This window comes from Arthrobacter humicola (assembly GCF_022803015.1).
In the GTDB taxonomy this organism is placed as follows: Bacteria; Actinomycetota; Actinomycetes; order Actinomycetales; family Micrococcaceae; genus Arthrobacter; species Arthrobacter humicola_A.
In genome coordinates this window covers 208692-227989 of record NZ_JAFKON010000005.1, presented here as the reverse complement: position 1 = coordinate 227989, position 19298 = coordinate 208692, and the positions used below count along the sequence as shown (strand labels likewise).

The window sequence follows — 19298 nt, the reverse complement described above, 5'->3', positions numbered from 1 at the left end:
GCTCAGGCACCTTCCGTCCGGGGTCCACCGTTAAGGGTCCCGCCCCGCGGCGGCCAGAAGTCACCGGATATGCGTAACGGGTCGCGGTCTGCCGGGGCGGTGAGTTCGGCCTGGATTTCATGGGCCAGCCGGTACGTCATGTCCTTGCGCCAGGCGGGCAGGCCGTGGACGTCGTCGTGGTACAGGTCATCGGGGACGGCGGTATCCAAGGCCTCGGAGAGAGCATCAGTGAGGGCGCCGGCGAGCGCCGCCGCGGAGGACTCCAGACGCAGCTGCACGGGGCGCTTGGTGGCTGCGGTGACGGTCAGGACCAGGGTGCCGCCGGCGTCGAGCCTTCCAATCAGCAGCACCGCTGACCTGCCCAGGTTGCTCAGCGACAGCCGGCGGAAGGCCACCCGGGAGGACAGTGCCACCGCCGGCAGGCCCACGCTGCGCAGGAGCTCGCCGGGAGCGAGGCAGTTCGTCCCGTCGCCCGTAACGAAGTCCAGCACCGGGAGCGTGCGGCGGGCGCCGCCGGGGCCCAGAATGGTGGCCGTGGCGTCGAGCGCCGCGCAAAGCGAGATCATGGGCCCGGCCGGCAGGGAAGTGCACAGGTTGCCGCCCACCGTGGACATGTTCCAGACCTTGAAGGAGGCCACAAAGGACTCGCAGCAGGGGCGGACGAGTTCCACGCCGGGCCAGTTCCCGGCCAGCCCCCGGCCGGCGGCCGAGCCGGCATCCGCATCCGCATCCGCATCCGCATCCGGGAATGCATACAGTTGCGCGATGGTGCAGGTTGCCGCCAGCTCGATGCCGGCCGCCGACACCGCTATGGGTGTCCAGTCCGTGGAGCCGAGGTCCAGGAGGCGCCGGAGCGGTTCCTGTCCGGCGGAGGGGCTCCCGGAGGAGAAAAGCACGGTGCCCCCCGCGAGCCAGGCGTCCCCTTCGCGCCACTGCGCCGGATCCGCGGTGCGGACCACGGCCTCGATGGTGTTCATGTCCACTGGGCCTCCTCAGGTTCCGGCATGCCGGCGCTGCTGTCGTGATGGTTGCGGCCGTGATGACTGCTGTCCTGATGATTTCGGGAGTAGTGGTGAATGGGGCCGCTGGCATCCTTCAGGGACACGCTGCCCTGGGCCAGCCCGGCGGCCTTGCTCCGGTTGGCCACGAGTTCTGCCGTGATGGAGACCGCGACCTCTTCCGGCGTGACGGCGCCGAGGTCCAGGCCGATGGGTGAGTGCAGCCGGGCCAGGTCGCCGTCGGCCACGCCGGCCTGCCGCAGAGCATCGATCCGCCCGCGGTGGCTTCGTCTGGACCCCATGGCGCCGACATAGTCCACGTCCAGGCCGAGCGCGGCCTGCAGGAGCGGGACATCGAATTTCGGATCGTGCGTGAGGACGCAGATGGCCGTCCGTGCGTCGGTGCGGCCGGCCCGTGCCTGGTCCGCCAGGTACCGGTGCGGCCAGGCCGTGGCCACCTCGTCCGCGGCGCCGAACCTGTCCTGCTGTGCGAACGCCGGGCGCGCATCGCACACCGTGACATGGAAGCCCAGGAGTTTCGCGGCCGGGACGAGCGCCGCACCGAAGTCATTGGCGCCGAAGATCAGCAGGCGCGCCGCGGGCAGCCGGCTCTCCACCAGCAGGCTGACGGGTTCCGGCTGGCACTCCCCCGCGGGTGCGAGCCCGATCAGCCCGGTACGGCCTCCCCTCAGCAGCGGTTCCAGCTGGGCTGCCGCGGCCGGCAGCATGCGCCCGGCACCGGCGGACCCGCCCGCCCCGAGCAGCGCGGCGAGTTCGGCCGACTGCAGTACCCGGAAGGCCGCCGGGTCAGGAACCACGACGGCGCCGCGTCCGCCGGCGTCCATCCTGCGGATCAGCGCGGCCCCGGCCGGATGCCTCCCGGCCAGGGCCTGCAGGCTGTCCAGCCGCAGCCGGCCGGGCCCTGCGCCCAGGGGTTCGATGTGGATTTCCAGCCCGCCGCCGCAGGTCAGCCCGGCGGCAAACGCGTCCTCGGCGCTGTATCCGAAGAACTCCCGGCGCGTCCCGCCGTCGCGCATTGCCTCCAGGGCCGCTTCCACAACGGCCCCTTCAACGCATCCACCGGACAGGCTGCCCAGCACCTCGCCGGTCTCCGAGACCAGCATGGAGGTGCCCACGGGCCTCGGCACTGATCCGGCAGTGCCCACGACGGTGGCCACCGCGCAGAGCTGCCCGGACGCGGCCGGCCGCCATGTGCCCAGGTGCGGGAGCAGATCCAACATGGCCGCAGTCCCCGGCGCTAGTAGTCGGTCCGGGACTCGAGCGAGTTCCAGGCCTTGAAGGGATCCAGTGCCGCGGGCGCTTGCGGGTCTGTCAGTTGCAGCCTGCCCACCGGCATGAGCGTGTCGCGCTGGTCGTTTTCGAAGTATTCGTAGAAGACGGCGTCATCGAACCCCGCAGCCGCGGCATCGTGCCGGTCCGCGGCGAACATCACGCGTGACACCCGCGCCCACAGTGCGGACGCCAGGCACATGGGGCACGGCTCGCAGCTGCAGTAGAGCGTGGCTCCGCTGAGATCGAAAGTGCCAAGTTCGCTGCAGGCCTGCCGGATGGCCGTGACCTCGGCGTGCGCCGTGGGATCGTTGGTGGCGGTGACGCGGTTGACGCCTTCGAACGCTAGCCCGTCCGCAGTGACCACCACTGCGCCGAACGGGCCACCGCCGTTCAGGACGTTGGCCGTGGCCAACTCGATGGATCTCGCCAGGAACTTCTGGGCCGTATCGGTTGTAGTCATGCCGCCACTCCCTACCTGCGGAAGCCTGTACACCGTGACGGGTACGCAAGGGCCGTATGCGACGGTGACCAGTCTTCAGCATGTGCCTTGAAGGTTGCGCCTGGTAGATAGCTTCCCGGATCCCGGGCTGCCCGCCGTTGGCAAGATCGACAGTAGCACCGGGATGTCCGCGCGGCGCGCCCTATTTGAGGGAAGCCCAGTTTCGTTATGTGAAATCTCTATTTCCGGGTCTTCACGCCAAGGCCCTGCCGCCGCCCAACCGCCCAAGAGAAACGCCTACCGGCCAAAGAGCGGCAGCGCGCGGAGCCACCGGGAAAAGCCGCGGTCCCTCCGCTCGCAGTCGGCCGGAATGTAGAAGTCTGGGTCCGTGGCGCCGAAGTCCGTGGCGGCGAACGGCAGGTACAGCTCCACCCCGGGCGCCGGAAATTCAACGGCACTGTCCGTCTCCTGCGAGTTCATGGATTCCTCCTCATGCATTGCTGGGCGCTTCTCCGCACCGAGTCGAAGCACGCGGAGGAGTTCCACAATTTGGAAATAATTTATTGTTATGTGGAAAAGAGTAGGGGCGGGCGGAGCCGGCGGTCAAGAGCGTTGGCCGCCGCGGTCACAAACCGTTTTTTCGAAAAGTGATGTACACCACGCCCGGACCGGGCTACGCTTAATCCCAATTCGTGGCGCAGGTCACGTAACCTGGGAGCAGCAGGCAGGGTCGTAATGAGCTGGCATCAACTGATGTCGGCTCTTTTTTGTGGGCCGACGGAATGAGAAACGCGCGGGAAACACGCGCTTAATTTCTATGTGGGACTTTGGTGCCACATACCTGAAGTTGGGAATCAGACCATGAGCAACAAGATCGTCCTCGGCCACAACCAGTACGGAAAAGCCGAAGTCCGGGTCGTCAAGATCACCAGGGACACCGACCGCCATGAAATCGAAGACCTGAATGTCACCTCGCAGTTGCGCGGGGACTTCGCGGCTGCCCACCTCGAAGGCGACAACAGCCATGTGGTGGCCACGGACACCCAAAAGAACACCATCTATGCCTTCGCCCGGGACGGCATCGGCTCCCCGGAAGCCTTCCTGCTGCGGCTAGGCAAGCACTTCACCTCGAACTTCGACTGGGTCACCGGCGGCCGCTGGGCAGCCGAATCCTACAAATGGGACCGGATCCAGGCCCACGGGACCGGGCACGACCACTCCTTCGTCCGCAGCGGCCAGGAAGTCCGCACCGCGGTCCTTGTCCGCGACAGCGGTACCGAGCACCTCATCGCCGGGCTCAAGGACCTCACCGTGTTGAAGTCGACCCAGTCCGGGTTCAGCGGCTTCCCGCGGGACAAGTACACCACCCTCCCGGAAACGTCCGACCGCATCCTCGCCACGGACGTATCGGCCCGCTGGCGCTTCAGGACCGGCACCGATTTCGGCACGTTCGACTTCAACAAGAGCTACGAGGACGTCAAGAGCCTGCTGCTGGAGGGCTTCAGCGAAAACTACTCCCACGCCCTGCAGCAGACCCTCTTCGACATGGGCGCCAAGGTCCTGGAAGCGCACACCGAGATCGACGAGATCAAGTTCTCCATGCCCAACAAGCACCACTTCCTCGTCGACCTCTCGCCCTTTGGCCTCGACAACCCCAACGAGGTCTTCTTCGCCGCCGACCGCCCTTACGGCCTGATCGAGGCCACTGTCCAGCGTGAAGACGCCAGCCCCGCAGAAATCGCCTGGTCCGGGATCGCCGGCTTCTGCTAGGACTCCCGGGCCGGCCGGCCCGGGCCTCCGGCGCCGGCACTCCGGCACCCGTTAGCCAGACATTGTTAGCCGGACAACGACGTCCGCCATGAACCAAGAAGGTCTGCCATGAACGCACGCAAAAAATTGACCGCCCGGCTGCCACGCACCCGCGGCACCCGCGGCACCGGCGGCACCGGCGGCACCGGCGGCACTCTCCGCCCCGAGGACCAACGGCTCTCCGTCGGAAGTAGCTTCGCCTACGGCTTCCAGCACGTCCTGACCATGTACGGCGGCATCATCGCCGTCCCCCTGATCGTCGGCCAGGCCGCCGGCCTGGCCCCGGCCGACGTCGGGGTCCTGATCGCCGCGGCCCTCTTCATGGGCGGCCTGGCAACGCTGCTCCAGACCCTGGGCGTGCCGTTCTTCGGCTCCCAGCTGCCCCTGGTCCAAGGCGTCTCCTTCGCCAGCGTGGCGACCATGGTCGCCATCGTCACCGGCGGAGGCGGCCTCCCGGCCGTCTTCGGCGCTGTCATTGCCTCTGCAGCCATCGGGCTGCTGATCGCCCCGGTGTTCTCCAAGATTGTCCGGTTCTTCCCGCCGGTGGTCACCGGCACAGTCATCACCACCATCGGCCTCACGCTGATGCCCGTGGCGGCCAACTGGGCGATGGGCGGGAACAAGAAGGCGGCGGACTATGGGAGCGTGGCCAACATCGGGCTGGCGGCCATCACCCTGGCCCTCGTGCTCCTGCTGAGCAAGGTCGGCAGCGCCACCATTTCCCGCCTGTCCATCCTGCTGGCCATGGTCGCCGGAACCGGGGTGGCCGTCGTGACCGGCATGGCGGACTTCTCAAAGGTTGGTGACGGCCCGATCGTCGCCTTCCCCGCACCGTTCCACCTCGGCGCACCCACCTTCGAGGCTGCCGCCATCATCTCCATGCTGATCGTGGTCCTGGTCATCCTGACCGAGACCATGGCCGACATCCTGGCCGTCGGCGAAATCGTGGGCACCCGGGTCGATTCGAAGCGGATCGCCGCGGGCCTGCGGGCAGATATGGTTTCCAGCCTCGTGGCGCCGGTCTTCGGTTCCTTCACGCAGAGCGCGTTCGCCCAGAACGTTGGCCTGGTCGCCGTCACCAAGATCAAGAGCCGCTATGTGGTGGCGGCCGGCGGCGTCATCCTGGTGCTGCTGGGCCTGCTGCCGGTGCTCGGCCGCGTGGTCGCGGCGGTCCCCACAGCCGTCCTGGGCGGTGCGGGGATCGTGCTCTTCGGCACGGTGGCCGCGAGCGGCATCCGGACCCTGGCCAAGGTGGAGTACCGGAACAACATGAACCTGATCATCGTCGCCGCCTCCATCGGCTTCGGGATGATCCCGATCGCCGCCCCCACGTTCTACGACAAGTTCCCCAGCTGGTTCGCAACGATTTTCCATTCCGGCATCAGCTCCGCAGCGGTCATGGCCATCGCGCTGAACCTGCTCTTCAACCACCTAAAGAAGGGCAACTCGGAGAACCAGTCGGTCTTCGTGGCCGGAACGGGCCGGGTCATCCGCGAGGAAGACCTCCAGTGCCTGGCCGAGGGCGACCGCTACGAGAACGGCAAACTGATCGACTGCGACGGCAAGGAAGTCCCGGTGGAGTCCGCCGCGACATCCGAACACTAGCCCCCTAAGACACCACCGGCATGAGCGTTGCGGCCCCTCCCCGTGAAGGAAAAGGGGCCGCAACCTGGCCTGGCGGACTGCGGCACGGCCGCTGGATGTCAGCTCTTGTTGAGGTCCTGGGAGATCGCCAGGGCTGCCTCGCGCAGCAACGGCACAGCCCGGTCCGCGAAAGTCTCGTCCACCCGGGAAACGGGCCCGGAGACGGAAATCGCCGCGGGGGTCGGCGCGTTGGGGATGGCAATCGCGAAGCAGCGGACGCCGATCTCCTGCTCTTCCTCATCGATCGAATAGCCGCGGCTGCGGATCAGCTTCAAGTCGGCGAGCAGGGATTCGACGTCGCCGATGCTCTTCGGTGTGGGTGTGGGCATGCCCTTCCGGGTCACGATGCCACGCACCGTCTCATCGTCCAGCTGGGCCAGGATCGCCTTGCCCATGCCGGTGGCGTGCATGTAACCGCGGCGGCCCACTTCGGTGATCATCCGCATGGAGTGCAGGGACGGGACCTGGGCCACGTACATCACCATGTCAGAGTCCAGCACAGCCATGTTGGCGGTTTCCCCGAGCCGTTCCACGAGGGACTGGAGCTGCGGCCGGGCGAGCGCCCCGAGCTGCTTGTTCGCCGCCTCGCCCAGACGGATCAGGCGCGGGCCCAGGGCATAGCGGCGGTTCGGCAGCTGCCTGATGTAGCCCAGGGTGACGAGGGTGCGCAGCAGCCGGTGGATGGTGGGAAGCGGCAGATCGGTAGAGGACGAGAGTTCGCTGAGGGTGACGTCGCCGCCGGCATCGGTGATCAGTTCCAGAAGTTCGAAGACGCGTTCAACGGACTGCACGCCTCCGGGGGCTTTTTCCGCCATAACTTTGCTCTCCTGAGGGGTTGCTTACGACAAATTTTATCCACATCGTGAAAAAAGTGCCTAGTGGACACAAGATACAGTACCGCCCCCGCCGCCGACGGACCCCTGGGGGCTTGTATTTCCACAAAGTAGATAATAATATCCATCATACGAAATAAGTTAGTGCAGTAAGAGCCCGTCCGCGGGCCGACTAGGAGGAAAATTCAATGGCGAATCCCAGCCCCGGAAATTCGATCACCCTGCGCGTGGAGGCGCCCTCGAGCTTCACCGCCACCAGCGAACTGGCCGCCGCCGTCGGTGCGGCCGGCGCCGCGATCACGGCCCTGGACGTCACCGAATCCCACCACGAGACCCTGGTAGTCGACGTCACCTGCAACACCACGGACGACGAGCACGCCGCACGTGTCAAGGACGCGCTCAACGCGCTCGACGGCGTCACGGTCCGGAACGTCTCGGACCGAACCTTCCTGATGCACCTCGGCGGCAAGCTGGAAGTTGTCCCGAAGGTCGCGCTGCGCAACCGCGACGACCTCTCGCGGGCCTACACCCCCGGCGTCGCCCGCGTCTGCCTGGCGATCGCGGAAAACCCCGAGGCCGCCCGGAACCTGACCATCAAACGCAACACCATCGCCGTCGTCACCGACGGCTCCGCCGTCCTGGGCCTCGGCAACATCGGCCCGGCCGCCGCACTGCCGGTCATGGAAGGCAAGGCCGCGCTCTTCAAGCAGTTCGCCAACGTCGACGCCTGGCCGGTCTGCCTGGACACCCAGGACACGGAGGAAATCATCCGGATCGTCAAGGCGCTCGCCCCGGTCTATGGCGGGGTCAATCTTGAGGACATCGCCGCTCCGCGCTGCTTCGAGATCGAAACCCGGCTCCGCGAGGAACTCGACATCCCGGTCTTCCACGACGACCAGCACGGAACCGCAATCGTCACGCTGGCAGCCCTGACCAACGCCCTGCGCGTCGTGGACAAGAAACTCTCCGAGGTCCGGATTGTCGTTTCGGGCGTCGGCGCCGCCGGCTCCGCCATCATCGCGCTGCTCAAGGCACAGGGGGCCCGCAACATCATCGCCGCCGGCCGCTCGGGAGCGATCCACTTCGGCGAACAGTACAACGACGAGCACCGCACGTGGATTGCCGAGAACACCAATGAAAGGGGCTTCTCGGGCACCCTCCACGAAGCGCTCAAGGGAGCCGACGTCTTCATCGGCGTCAGCGCACCGCACGTGATCGGCGAAGAACAGGTGGCATCCATGGCCAACGACGCTATTGTGTTCGCCATGGCCAACCCCACGCCGGAAATCGACCCGGTGGTCGCATCACGGCACGCCGCTGTGGTGGCGACCGGCCGCAGCGACTTCCCCAACCAGATCAACAACGTCCTGGCCTTCCCAGGATTCTTCCGCGGGCTGCTGGACGCGGGGGCGGCGGACATCACCCCCGAGATGCTGGTGGCCGCCGCCGCGGCGATCGCCAACCGGGTCGCCGACGATGAGCTCAATGCCAGCTACATCATTCCCAGCGTCTTCGACCCCCACGTTGCCGCCGACGTCGCCGCGGCGGTTGTCGCGGCTGCCCATGCGACGGTCCCGGCCGCCGCGCTGACCCACGCCTGATTCGCCGCCTGCTTCACCGACCAGGAAGGACCACAATGGCCCTCACCATTTCAGCCCGCCGCCCCGTTGACCGCGCGGAGGAGATCCTCACACCCGAGGCGCTGGCCTTCATTGAGCAATTGCACCAACGTTTCGCCGCCACCCGCGGGGATTTGCTCAAGGCCCGCGCGGTCAAACGCGACGAGGTGGGCCGCACCGGCCGGCTCGATTTCCTGCCGGAAACCCGTGATATCCGTGAAGGCGACTGGACGGTGGCCCCGGCCCCGACAGCCCTGCAGGACCGCCGGGTGGAAATGACGGGTCCGGCCGCACCGGCCAAGATGGCCATTAATGCCCTGAACTCCGGGGCCAAGGTCTGGCTCGCGGACCTCGAGGACGCCAGCACTCCCACCTGGTCCAACGTGGTCGAATCAATCCTGAACCTCCGCGACGCCGCGGCGGGAACCCTGGCCTACACCTCCCCCGAGGGCAAGGAATATACGCTCCGGACCGATGCCCCGCTGGCCGTCGTTGTCGCCCGCCCGCGCGGCTGGCACATGGCAGAGCGCCACCTGCTGATCGACGGCGAACACACCGTGGGCGCCCTGGTGGACTTCGGCCTGCACTTCTTCCACACCGCCAGGCAGCTGCTGAAAAATGGCCATGGCCCGTACTATTACCTGCCCAAGATGGAGAGCCACCTCGAGGCCCGGCTGTGGAACGAGGTCTTCGTCTTCGCCCAGGACTACCTCGGCATTCCGCAAGGCACCATCCGCGCGACCGTCCTGATCGAGACCATCCCTGCAGCATTCGAAATGGACGAGATCCTCTACGAACTCCGCGACCACGCCTCCGGCCTGAACGCTGGCCGCTGGGACTACCTGTTCAGCATCATCAAGTACTTCCGTGATGCCGGCTCGCGCTTTGTGCTGCCGGACCGCGCCACCGTGGCCATGACCGCGCCGTTCATGCGTGCCTACACCGAACTGCTGGTCAAGACCTGCCACCACCGCGGCGCCTTCGCCATGGGCGGCATGGCGGCCGTCATTCCCAACCGCCGCGAACCCGAGGTGACAGCCCAGGCGTTCGAGAAAGTGCGCGCGGACAAGACCCGTGAGGCGAACGACGGCTTTGACGGTTCCTGGGTGGCCCACCCGGACCTGGTGCCGGTCTGCCGGGACGTCTTCGACGCCGTCCTGGGCGAGCGGCCGAACCAGCTGGACAGGCAGCGCCCGGAAGTCTCGGTCACCGCGGACCAGCTCCTGGACGTCGCCTCCGCCCGTGGCACGGTCACCGAGGCAGGCATGCGCCTGAACCTCTACGTTGCCGTCGCCTACACAGCGGTGTGGATTTCGGGCAACGGCGCGGTCGCCATCCACAACCTGATGGAGGACGCGGCGACGGCGGAAATCTCGCGGTCCCAGGTCTGGCAGCAGATCCGCAACAACTCTGTGCTCGCCGACACTGGCCGGACCGTCACCCGCGAGCTGGTATCCGGGATCCTGGCCGAGGAAACCGAGAAGCTCCGGGGCGAGGTGGGCGAGGAAGCTTTCGTGAAGCACTACCTGCCCGCCAGCAAGCTCATCGGCGACATCTGCCTGTCCGAGGACTACACGGACTTCCTCACCACGCCGGCTTACGAGCTGGTGGGCTGAGGCATGGCAGCCACCTCCGCCAGTGCCAGGCCGCAACCACGCAGCCATCTGCAGAGCCAGGGTCCGGTGACGCCGGCCCTCTCCGGGGCCGACCTCGCCCGGATCGATGCGCAGCTCGCCGACACCGACCGGCTGCTGGAGCGCAGCTACCCGGGCGACGACGGCTCCCGCCAGCCGGTGCACACCGTCTACGTTCCGGCCGACCGCTTCGGCCCGGAGTTCGCCGCGGACTGGGGCGCCCAGGCCCTCGCCGCGGTGGACGCCCGCGGCGGCGTCGAAAGCCTGTGCGCGCTGCAGGGCCAGGAAACCGAACTGGCCGCCGCCGTCGCGCCGCGGGTCCGGGCCAAGCTCTCACGCGAGCCGATCGAGGACCTCCGTCTGGACTTTGAGGACGGGTTCGGGGACCGGGGCGACGACGCCGAGGACGCCGCCGCTGCCGCCGCGGCATCCGCCGTGGCCGCCGCCGTCGCCGCCGGTACCGCGCCGCCGTTCATCGGGATCCGCTTCAAGTGCTTCGAGGCTGCCACCCGCGCCCGGGGTCTGCGGACCCTGGATCTCTTCGTCTCGCAGCTGGCCACGGCCGGCGAACTGCCGGACGGGCTCGTCCTCACCCTGCCAAAGGTCACCACGGTGGCGCAGGTGGAGGCCATGGCCTTCGCCGTGTCCCGGCTCGAGGAAGTCCACTCGCTCCCCGCGGGCCGGCTCCGCTTTGAGGTGCAGGTGGAAACGCCGCAGCTCATCCTGGGCCCGGACGGAACCTCGCCGGTGGCGCGCCTGCCGCACGCGGTGCCCGGCCGGATCAGCGGGCTGCACTACGGCACCTACGACTACTCGGCATCGCTGCAGATCTCCGCCGAATACCAGTCCATGGAACATCCCGTGGCGGACTTTGCCAAGGAAGTCATGCAGCTTGCCGCGGCCGGCACCGGGATCCGGCTCTCCGACGGCTCCACCAACATCATCCCGGTGGGCGGGAACGTGGAGCAGGCCTGGCAGCTCCACGGCCGGCTGGTCCGCCGCTCGCTGGAACGCGGCTACTACCAGGGCTGGGACCTCCACCCCGCCCAGCTGCCCAGCCGGTTCGCCGCAACCTACGCCTTCTACCGGCAAGGGCTCCCGGCCGCCGCTGCCCGGCTCCGCAATTACGTGGACCAAACCGCCGGCGGCGTTCTGGACGAACCCGCCACCGCACGGGCTCTGGCAGCCTTCGTGCTGCGCGGCGTCCAGTGCGGCGCCGTCGGCACCGAAGAAGTCATGGCGCTGGCCGGCGTCGGGCTCCCTGAACTCACCGCGCTGGCCCACCCCCGGCTGGCCAACACCTCAACTCCCTCAGCAAAAGGAACGCACCCATGAGCAACTATTTCTACCCCGAAGGCGGGCTTCCGCCGCAGACCCAGATCCTCTCCGACCGGGCCGTGGTCAAGGAGGCCTACACCGTCATTCCGAAGGGCGTGCTCCGGGACATCGTCACGAGCAAACTGCCCGGCTGGACCAACACCCGCTCCTGGATCCTGGCCCGGCCCATCGCCGGTTTTGCCACGACGTTCTCGCAGCTGATCGTCGAGGTGGGACCGGGCGGAGGCTCGGAGAAGCCCGAGCCGGAGGCCGGCGTCGAAGGCGTCATCTTCCTGACCAAGGGCGCCCTGGCACTGACCCTCGAAGGGGAAATCCACAGGCTGGGCGAGGGCGGCTACGCCTACCTCGCCGCGGGGGCCCAATGGTCCGTGGCGAACGAGTCCGGGGAGATCGCCAGTTTCCAGTGGATCCGGAAGGCCTACGAGCCGCTGGACGGCTACACGGCGAAATCCTTTGTAACCCGCGACCAGGACGTCGCACCGCGGGCGATGCCGGACACCGACGGGGCCTGGGCCACCACGCGTTTCGTGGACCCGGAGGACCTCGCCCACGACATGCACGTCAACATCGTCACCCTCAAGCCCGGCGCCTCCATCCCCTTCGCGGAAACCCACGTCATGGAGCACGGCCTCTTCGTGCTGGAAGGCAAAGCCGTCTACCGGCTCAATGACGACTGGGTGGAGGTGGAGGCCGGCGACTTCATGTGGCTGCGTGCCTTCTGCCCCCAGGCGTGCTACGCCGGCGGTCCGGGCAACTTCCGGTACCTGCTGTACAAGGACGTCAACCGCCAGATCCGCCTGACCTAAGACCGATCCAGCACTACCAATCCACCAATACCGATCCACGTAGTGGAGTCCGCCCCGTCTGACGGGGCGGACTCCTCCGTGGTTCCGCCGGTCGCGCCTCCGCACCAAATCTGGTCATCCAGCCCGGAGCCCTTGCGGCCCGGGCGATGCTTGCTAGCCTGAGGCTGTGAAGTACGAATCCCTGTGGATCGGAATGCTCCTCGGCGCGGCCCTCGGCTTCGCCATCGGGGTCACCACCGTCGACAAGCCATTCACGGGCCTGCTGATCGGCCTCGGGGTCGGCGCACTCGTGGGCCTGGGCATCCGGAAGGACCCTACGAAGCGCTAGGGAATTTCGCGGCATCTGCTGCCCGCGCGCCCTGAACTGCCGGAGCCTGAACTACCGTAGGCTCCCGCGCCCTGAGGTGCCGGGCCAAGAATATTGGGGTCCCGCGCGCCTCACCCCGCAGCCACACCCCGCATTCGCTCACCCCTTGACTCCCCGGCCCAACCTTCCCTACACTTTTCATAAAGCAGAATCTTAATTCCACAAAGCGGAAAACAGGCAAGAGGATCTGCAAGGCAAAGGTGCCCGGGATCCAGCTCCCGCCCACACCGGAAGGAACCCACAATGACGTACACCGTGAACTGCTCCATCCTCCTGACGGAGCTCCCCCTCTGGGAACGCCCGGCCGCCGCGAAGGCCGCTGGTTTTGACGCCGTCGAATTCTGGTGGCCCTTCGAGACATCCGTCCCCACCGACGTCGAGGTTGCCCGGTTTGAGAACGCCATCACTGACGCCGGCGTGCAGCTCACAGGCCTGAACTTCAACGCGGGCGATATGCCGGGCGGTGACCGCGGCCTGGTCTCCTGGCCGGCACGTTCCACCGAGTTCCAGGACAACATCGACGTCGTCGCCGGCATCGGTGAGCGCCTCGGCTGCAAGGCCTTCAACGCCCTCTACGGCAATCGTATTGACGGCGAATCTGCTGAGCAGCAGGACGCCATTGGCGCCGAAAATCTTGCGGCGGCGGCTGCCGGCGTGGCCCGCATCGGCGGTACGGTCCTCCTGGAACCCGTCAGCGGCGCCCCCCGGTACCCCCTGCTCAAGGCACAGGACGCCCTCGACGTCATCGCCCGGGTGAAGCAGGAATCCGGCGCCGGGAACGTCAAACTCCTCGCGGACTTCTACCACCTGGCCGCGAACGGTGACGACGTCGCCGCCGTCATCGAAAAGCACGCCAAGGACTTCGGCCACATCCAGATCGCCGACAACCCCGGCCGCGGGGCTCCCGGAACCGGGCAGCTTCCCCTCGGCGAATGGATCGCCCGCAGCCGCGCACTCGGCTACGAAGGCTACATCGGCCTCGAATACAAGGAACCGGCGCAGACCGCGTTCAGCTGGGCCATCCGCCAGCGCGTCCCGCAGTAGTCCCACCCGCACCCTCAGTCCGCACGAGCGCAAAGAAGCACACGCGCGCTAAAACGCACACAAAGACTTCAGAAAGAGAACCACAATGAGCAACATCGCAGTCATCGGCCTCGGTATCATGGGCCTGCCCATGGCCGTCAACCTCGTCAAGGCCGGCCACACGGTCACGGGCTTCAACCGCAGCCAGGACAAGACCGACAAGCTCGCCTCCGAAGGCGGCAAGGGTGCCACGAGCATCGCGGAGGCCGTCAGGGACGCCGACGTGGTCATCACCATGGTGCCGGACTCCCCCGACGTCGAAGGCGTGGTCAGCGGCCCCGACGGGGTGTTCGCCAACGCCAAGCCGGGCGCCCTGTGGGTTGATGCCAGCAGCATCCGCCCCGACGTCGCCAAACGCCTCGCCGACGACGCCCGGGCCGCCGGGATCCGGCCCCTCGACGCCCCGGTCTCCGGCGGCGAACAAGGCGCCATCGACGCCGCGCTGTCCATCATGGTGGGCGGTGACGCCGCCGACTTCGAGGCGGCACGGGATGTCCTGGCCGCCGTCGGCAAGACCATCGTCCACGTGGGGCCCTCCGGTTCCGGCCAGACCGTCAAGGCAGCCAACCAGCTGATCGTGGCCGTCAACATTGAAGTCCTTGGCGAGGCGATCGCCTTCCTCGAGGCCTACGGCGTGGACACGGACGCCGCCCTCAAGGTCCTCGGCGGCGGCCTGGCCGGCTCCAAGGTCCTGGAGCAGAAGGGTCAGAAGATGCTGGACCGCAACTTCGACCCCGGCTTCCGCCTGGCCTTGCACCACAAGGACCTCGGCATCGTCACCTCCGCGGCCCGCGAGGCCAATGTCGCCGTCCCCCTCGGCGCCATCGTCGCGCAGCTCGTCGCCGCCACCGTCAACCAGGGCGACGGCGGCCTGGACCACTCGGGCCTCTTCAAGCAGGTCCTGAAGCTCAGCGGCCGCAACTAAGCGACGCTGCCGCCCCGGCAAGGGGCACTTCGACACGAACGCACCGGCCGGCGTCGAGATTTACGACGGCGGCCCCCCCTCCCCCCAACAAGAGGTGCCCGCGACGGTTCGCCGGGCCTCCCTTCACCACACCCAAAAACAGACTTTCAAGGAGCACACCATGACGAAGATGCGCACTGTAGACGCAGCCGTCGCCATCCTGGAAAAGGAAGGCGCCACCGAGGCGTTCGGCCTGCCAGGCGCGGCGATCAACCCGTTCTATTCGGCCATGAGGGCCCACGGCGGCATCCGCCACACCCTGGCCCGCCACGTTGAAGGCGCCAGCCACATGGCCGACGGCTACAGCCGGGCCAAGGACGGCAACATCGGCATCTGCATCGGCACCTCGGGCCCCGCGGGCACGGACATGATCACCGGCCTGTACGCGGCGTGGGCCGATTCCATCCCGATGCTCTGCATCACCGGCCAGGCACCCGTGGCCAAGCTGCACAAGGAGGACTTCCAGGCCGTGGACATCGAGTCCATCGCCAAGCCGGTCACCAAGTTGGCCATGACCATCCTTGAACCCGGCCAGGTTCCCGGAGCCTTCCAGAAAGCTTTCCAGCTGATGCGCTCCGGCCGCCCGGGCCCGGTCCTGCTGGACCTGCCGATCGACGTGCAGATGGCCGAGATCGAATTCGATATCGACACCTATGAGCCCCTGCCCGTGGAGAAGCCCCGGGCCAGCCGGAAGCAGCTGGAAAAGGCACTGGACATGCTCACCGCAGGCGAGCGCCCGCTGATCGTGGCCGGCGGCGGCATCATCAATGCCGGAGCCTCGGCCCAGCTCGTGGAACTGGCCGAGCTGCTGGGCGTCCCCGTGATCCCCACCCTGATGGGCTGGGGCGCGATCCCGGATGACCACGAACTCATGGCCGGCATGGTGGGCCTGCAGACCAGCCACCGGTACGGCAACGAGAACTTCCTGCGCAGCGACTTCGTGATCGGCATCGGCAACCGCTGGGCCAACCGCCACACCGGCGGCCTGGACACCTACACCGCAGGCCGCACGTTCGTGCACATCGACATCGAGCCGACCCAGATCGGCCGCGTGTTCTCCCCGGACTTCGGCATCGCCTCCGACGCCGGCGCCGCCCTGGATGGGCTGCTGGAGCTGGCCCGGGAACGCCGGGACGCCGGGTCCCTGCCGGACTACACCGCCTGGGTTGACGAATGTTCCGGGCGCAAAGCCACACTGCACCGCAAGACCCACTTCGACAACGTGCCGATCAAGCCGCAGCGCGTGTACGAGGAAATGAACAAAGCATTCGGCAAGGACACCACGTACGTGTCCACCATCGGACTGTCGCAGATCGCCGGCGCCCAGATGCTGCACGTGTTCGGCCCGCGCAAATGGATCAACGCCGGACAGGCAGGCCCGCTGGGCTGGACCGCCCCCGCCGCGCTGGGCGTGGTCCGGGGCAAGCCGGACCAGACCGTGGTTGCCCTCTCCGGTGACTACGACTTCCAGTTCATGATCGAGGAACTGGCCGTGGGCGCCCAATTCAACCTGCCGTACATCCACGTTGTGGTCAACAACTCCTACCTCGGCCTGATCCGCCAGTCCCAGCGCGGCTTCAACATGGAACAGAACGTGTCCCTGGCGTTCGAGAACATCAACTCCACGGATCTCTCTGCAACCGCAAGCGGCTACGGCGTGGACCACATTAAGGTGGCCGAGGGCCTGGGCTGCAAGGCGATCCGGGTGGAAAACCCGGAAGACCTGCCTGCCGCGTTCGACAAGGCCACGGCGCTCCTGGGCGAGTTCAGGGTTCCGGTGGTGGTGGAAGTCATCCTGGAGAAGATCACGAACATCTCCATGGGCACCGAAATCAACGCCGTCAACGAGTTCGAGGCCCTGGCCGAGACCGCCGAGGACGCCCCCACCGCCATTCTGGCCCTGCAGGCCTGAGATGCGCGTCGTCATAGCGCCGGACAAGTTCAAGGGATCGCTCTCGGCCCCGGACGTCGCCCGGCACCTCGAAGCAGGGCTGCAGCGGGCTTGCGGGGGCAATCTGGAGGTACTGCGGATTCCCGTGGCCGACGGCGGCGAGGGCACCCTCGATGCCGCCGTCGGCTCCGGCTTCACCCGCCGCAGCGACGTCGTCAGCGGCCCCACCGGAGCGCCGATCCGGGCGGAGTTCGCGGTCCGCGGACGCGAGGCGGTCATTGAGATGGCCGCCGCGTCCGGCCTCGCCGTCCTGCCCGGCGGCGGGGGCGGCCGCCCTGATTCCGACTCCGCCAATGGCGCCAGCAGCAAGGGAACCGGCGAACTGATCCGGGCCGCGCTCGACGCCGGGTGCCGGCAGATCATCCTGGGCGTCGGCGGCAGCGCCAACACCGACGGCGGCGCCGGGGTCCTCCAGGGACTCGGTGCCAAGCTCCTCGACGCCGACGGCAACGAACTTCCGCCCGGCGGCGCGGCCCTGGCCCGGCTGGCCTGGATCGACTTCTCCGGCTTCGATGCCCGTCTGGACGAGGCACGCTTCGTACTCGCCAGCGACGTCGACAACCCGTTGCTTGGTGCCCAAGGCGCCGCTGCGATCTTCGGCCCGCAGAAGGGCGCCACCCCCGAGGACGTAGCAGCCCTCGACGCCGCCCTGGCCCGCTTTGTGGACGTGCTCTGCGCCGAAATCGGGCCCCGCGCGCGGAAGGCTGCGGACGCTCCGGGTGCCGGGGCTGCCGGCGGCGTGGGCTACGCAGCCATCGCGGTGCTGGCCGCGACCCGCCGGCCCGGCATCGACGTCGTCCTCGAATTCACCGGGCTGGCCGAGCGGCTGGCCGGCGCGGATCTGGTGATCACCGGCGAAGGCAGCCTCGACGAACAGACCCTTCTGGGCAAGACTCCGGTGGGCGTTGCCCGGGCGGCGCGCCGCGCCAAGGTTCCGGTGGTCGCGGTGTGCGGCCGGTCCGTCCTGACTCCGGAGCAGATCAGCAGTTCCGGGTTCCTCGCAGTCCACGCTTTGACGGAGCTGGAAAGCAATGTAGACACATGTATAACCGACGCAGCGGCGCTGCTGGAGCGCCTCGGACGGCAACTCGGCGAGCAATTGGCCAACGTGGCGCACTCCGCGCAGGGCGCCCGCGCCCTGGACAGTGCTCCCGGAAAGGAGACCCTCAGTGTCTGAAGAAACCTACGACGTCGTCTTCCGCGGGCAGCGGGTGCTGACCACCGCCGGCATCGCCGCCCGGGAAGTCGGCATCCGCGGCGGCGTGATTGTCGCGATCGAGCCGTTGGGCAACGGCCTCTCCGGCCGTGAAGTCATTGAGCTTGCCGACGACGAGACCCTCCTGCCGGGCCTCGTGGACACCCACGTGCACGTCAATGAGCCCGGCCGGACCGAGTGGGAGGGATTCGCGTCCGCCACCCGGGCGGCAGCGGCCGGCGGCGTCACCACCATCATTGACATGCCGTTGAACAGCATCCCGCCCACCACTACCGTGGAGGCCCTGAAACTGAAGCGGGAGGTGGCCGGGGACCAGGTGTTCGTGGACGTCGGCTTCTGGGGCGGAGCCGTCCCGGGCAACAAGAACGAACTGCGGCCGCTGCACGACGAGGGCGTTTTCGGCTTCAAATGCTTCCTGCTGCACTCCGGCGTGGACGAGTTCCCGCACTTGGAAGCGGACGAAATGGAACAGGACATGGCCGAGCTCAAGTCCTTCGACTCGCTCATGATCGTCCACGCCGAGGACTCCCACGCGATCGACCACGCGCCCCACCCCGGCGGCGACCACTACTCCACGTTCCTGGCTTCCCGCCCGCGCGGGGCCGAGAACAAGGCCGTCGCCGAGGTCATCGAACGGGCCCGCTGGACCGGAGCCCGCGCCCACATCCTGCACCTTTCCTCCTCCGACGCGCTCCCCATGATCGCCACCGCCAAGCGCGACGGCGTTCGCCTCACCGTGGAAACGTGCCCGCACTACCTGACGCTGACGGCCGAGGAAATCCCGAACGGCGCCACCGCCTACAAGTGCTGCCCGCCGATCCGCGAAGCCTCCAACCGCGAACTGCTGTGGGCCGGCCTGCAGGACGGCACCATCGACTGCATCGTCTCGGACCACTCCCCGTCCACCCTGGACCTGAAGGACTTGGAAAACGGTGACTTCGCCGTGGCCTGGGGCGGCGTCTCCTCGCTGCAGTTGGGCCTGTCACTGATCTGGACCGAGGCCCGACACCGCGGCATCCCGCTCGAGCAGGTTCTCTCGTGGATGGCGGCAAAGCCGGCCCAACTCGCCGGCCTTGGCAATAAAGGCCAACTGGCGCTGGGATACGACGCCGACCTCGCCGTATTTGCCCCGGACGAGGCTTTCGTTGTGGATGTCTCCAAGCTCAAACACAAGAACCCCATCACCCCGTATGACGGTAAGGCGCTTTCCGGCGTCGTCCGGCAGACCTACCTCCGCGGCACCCTGATCGACGGCCGGACCCCGGCCGGCAAGCTGATCCGCCGCGGCGGCGTGTGAGCCAGGC

Annotated in this window: 16 protein-coding genes and 1 pseudogene; 12 read left to right on the top strand and 5 right to left on the bottom strand. The window is 67.6% G+C overall.

Annotation, left to right across the window (positions count from 1 at the left end):
- Positions 1 to 2 precede the first annotated feature (2 nt).
- From ARTB_RS12275 to ARTB_RS12260, 4 genes are all read right to left on the bottom strand, one after another.
- Entirely contained in the window at positions 3 to 983 is a 981-nt protein-coding gene (locus ARTB_RS12275; protein WP_243180671.1) for an FAD binding domain-containing protein, read from the bottom strand.
- Entirely contained in the window at positions 974 to 2239 is a 1266-nt protein-coding gene (locus ARTB_RS12270) for an XdhC family protein (protein ID WP_243180670.1), read from the bottom strand. Before ARTB_RS12270 ends, ARTB_RS12275 begins: the two co-directional genes overlap by 10 nt.
- A gap of 17 nt (positions 2240 to 2256) precedes the next feature.
- The gene (locus ARTB_RS12265; RefSeq protein ID WP_230008935.1) at positions 2257 to 2751 is read right to left on the bottom strand and encodes a nucleoside deaminase; all 495 of its coding nucleotides are present in this window, start codon (positions 2749 to 2751) and stop codon (positions 2257 to 2259) included.
- Positions 2752 to 3027: 276 nt separating this feature from the next.
- Positions 3028 to 3210 carry a hypothetical protein gene (locus ARTB_RS12260; RefSeq protein WP_243180669.1) on the bottom strand — a complete coding sequence of 61 codons (183 nt, stop codon included), beginning with the start codon at positions 3208 to 3210 and terminating at the stop codon, positions 3028 to 3030.
- Between the two features lie 381 nt (positions 3211 to 3591).
- On the opposite strand from ARTB_RS12260, the gene pucL reads away from it, so the two are divergent.
- Both pucL and ARTB_RS12250 read left to right on the top strand, forming a co-directional pair.
- Positions 3592 to 4500 (top strand): factor-independent urate hydroxylase, encoded by a 909-nt coding sequence (gene pucL / locus ARTB_RS12255; RefSeq protein ID WP_243180668.1) that lies wholly within the window; start codon positions 3592 to 3594, stop codon positions 4498 to 4500.
- Positions 4501 to 4608: 108 nt separating this feature from the next.
- Positions 4609 to 6144: a nucleobase:cation symporter-2 family protein gene (locus ARTB_RS12250; RefSeq protein ID WP_243180667.1), complete on the top strand. Its 1536-nt coding sequence runs from the start codon at positions 4609 to 4611 to the stop codon at positions 6142 to 6144.
- Positions 6145 to 6242: 98 nt separating this feature from the next.
- On the opposite strand, the gene ARTB_RS12245 is transcribed toward ARTB_RS12250, so the two are convergent.
- Complete coding sequence (locus ARTB_RS12245; RefSeq protein WP_028275490.1) at positions 6243 to 6998, bottom strand: IclR family transcriptional regulator; 756 nt, start codon at positions 6996 to 6998, stop codon at positions 6243 to 6245.
- A gap of 206 nt (positions 6999 to 7204) precedes the next feature.
- Here ARTB_RS12245 and ARTB_RS12240 point away from each other — a divergent pair, with 206 nt between their 5' ends.
- The 10 genes and pseudogenes from ARTB_RS12240 (at position 7205) to allB (ending at position 19291) form a co-directional block, all read left to right on the top strand.
- Entirely contained in the window at positions 7205 to 8617 is a 1413-nt protein-coding gene (locus tag ARTB_RS12240; protein WP_243180666.1) for an NAD-dependent malic enzyme, read from the top strand.
- A 35-nt stretch (positions 8618 to 8652) separates the two neighbouring features.
- Positions 8653 to 10251, top strand: coding sequence for a malate synthase A (gene aceB / locus ARTB_RS12235; protein ID WP_243180665.1), 1599 nt, complete (start codon positions 8653 to 8655; stop codon positions 10249 to 10251).
- Positions 10252 to 10317: 66 nt separating this feature from the next.
- Complete coding sequence (locus ARTB_RS12230) at positions 10318 to 11604, top strand: DUF6986 family protein (protein WP_243180907.1); 1287 nt, start codon at positions 10318 to 10320, stop codon at positions 11602 to 11604.
- Complete coding sequence (locus ARTB_RS12225; RefSeq protein ID WP_028275486.1) at positions 11601 to 12413, top strand: bifunctional allantoicase/(S)-ureidoglycine aminohydrolase; 813 nt, start codon at positions 11601 to 11603, stop codon at positions 12411 to 12413. The genes ARTB_RS12230 and ARTB_RS12225 overlap by 4 nt, the downstream gene beginning before the upstream one ends.
- A 166-nt stretch (positions 12414 to 12579) precedes the next feature.
- Complete coding sequence (locus tag ARTB_RS12220) at positions 12580 to 12741, top strand: glycine zipper domain-containing protein (protein WP_162159054.1); 162 nt, start codon at positions 12580 to 12582, stop codon at positions 12739 to 12741.
- Between the two features lie 282 nt (positions 12742 to 13023).
- Complete coding sequence (locus tag ARTB_RS12215) at positions 13024 to 13824, top strand: hydroxypyruvate isomerase family protein (RefSeq protein WP_243180664.1); 801 nt, start codon at positions 13024 to 13026, stop codon at positions 13822 to 13824.
- A 73-nt stretch (positions 13825 to 13897) separates the two neighbouring features.
- Positions 13898 to 14788 (top strand): annotated as a pseudogene (locus tag ARTB_RS12210) (2-hydroxy-3-oxopropionate reductase); the annotation flags it as partial.
- 160 nt (positions 14789 to 14948) lie between these two features.
- The gene (gene gcl, locus ARTB_RS12205; RefSeq protein ID WP_243180662.1) at positions 14949 to 16739 is read left to right on the top strand and encodes a glyoxylate carboligase; all 1791 of its coding nucleotides are present in this window, start codon (positions 14949 to 14951) and stop codon (positions 16737 to 16739) included.
- A 1-nt stretch (position 16740) separates the two neighbouring features.
- The gene (locus ARTB_RS12200; RefSeq protein ID WP_243180661.1) at positions 16741 to 17955 is read left to right on the top strand and encodes a glycerate kinase; all 1215 of its coding nucleotides are present in this window, start codon (positions 16741 to 16743) and stop codon (positions 17953 to 17955) included.
- A complete protein-coding gene (gene allB / locus ARTB_RS12195) occupies positions 17948 to 19291 on the top strand; it encodes an allantoinase AllB (protein WP_243180660.1) in 1344 nt (447 codons plus the stop codon). Before ARTB_RS12200 ends, allB begins: the two co-directional genes overlap by 8 nt.
- Positions 19292 to 19298 lie beyond the last annotated feature (7 nt).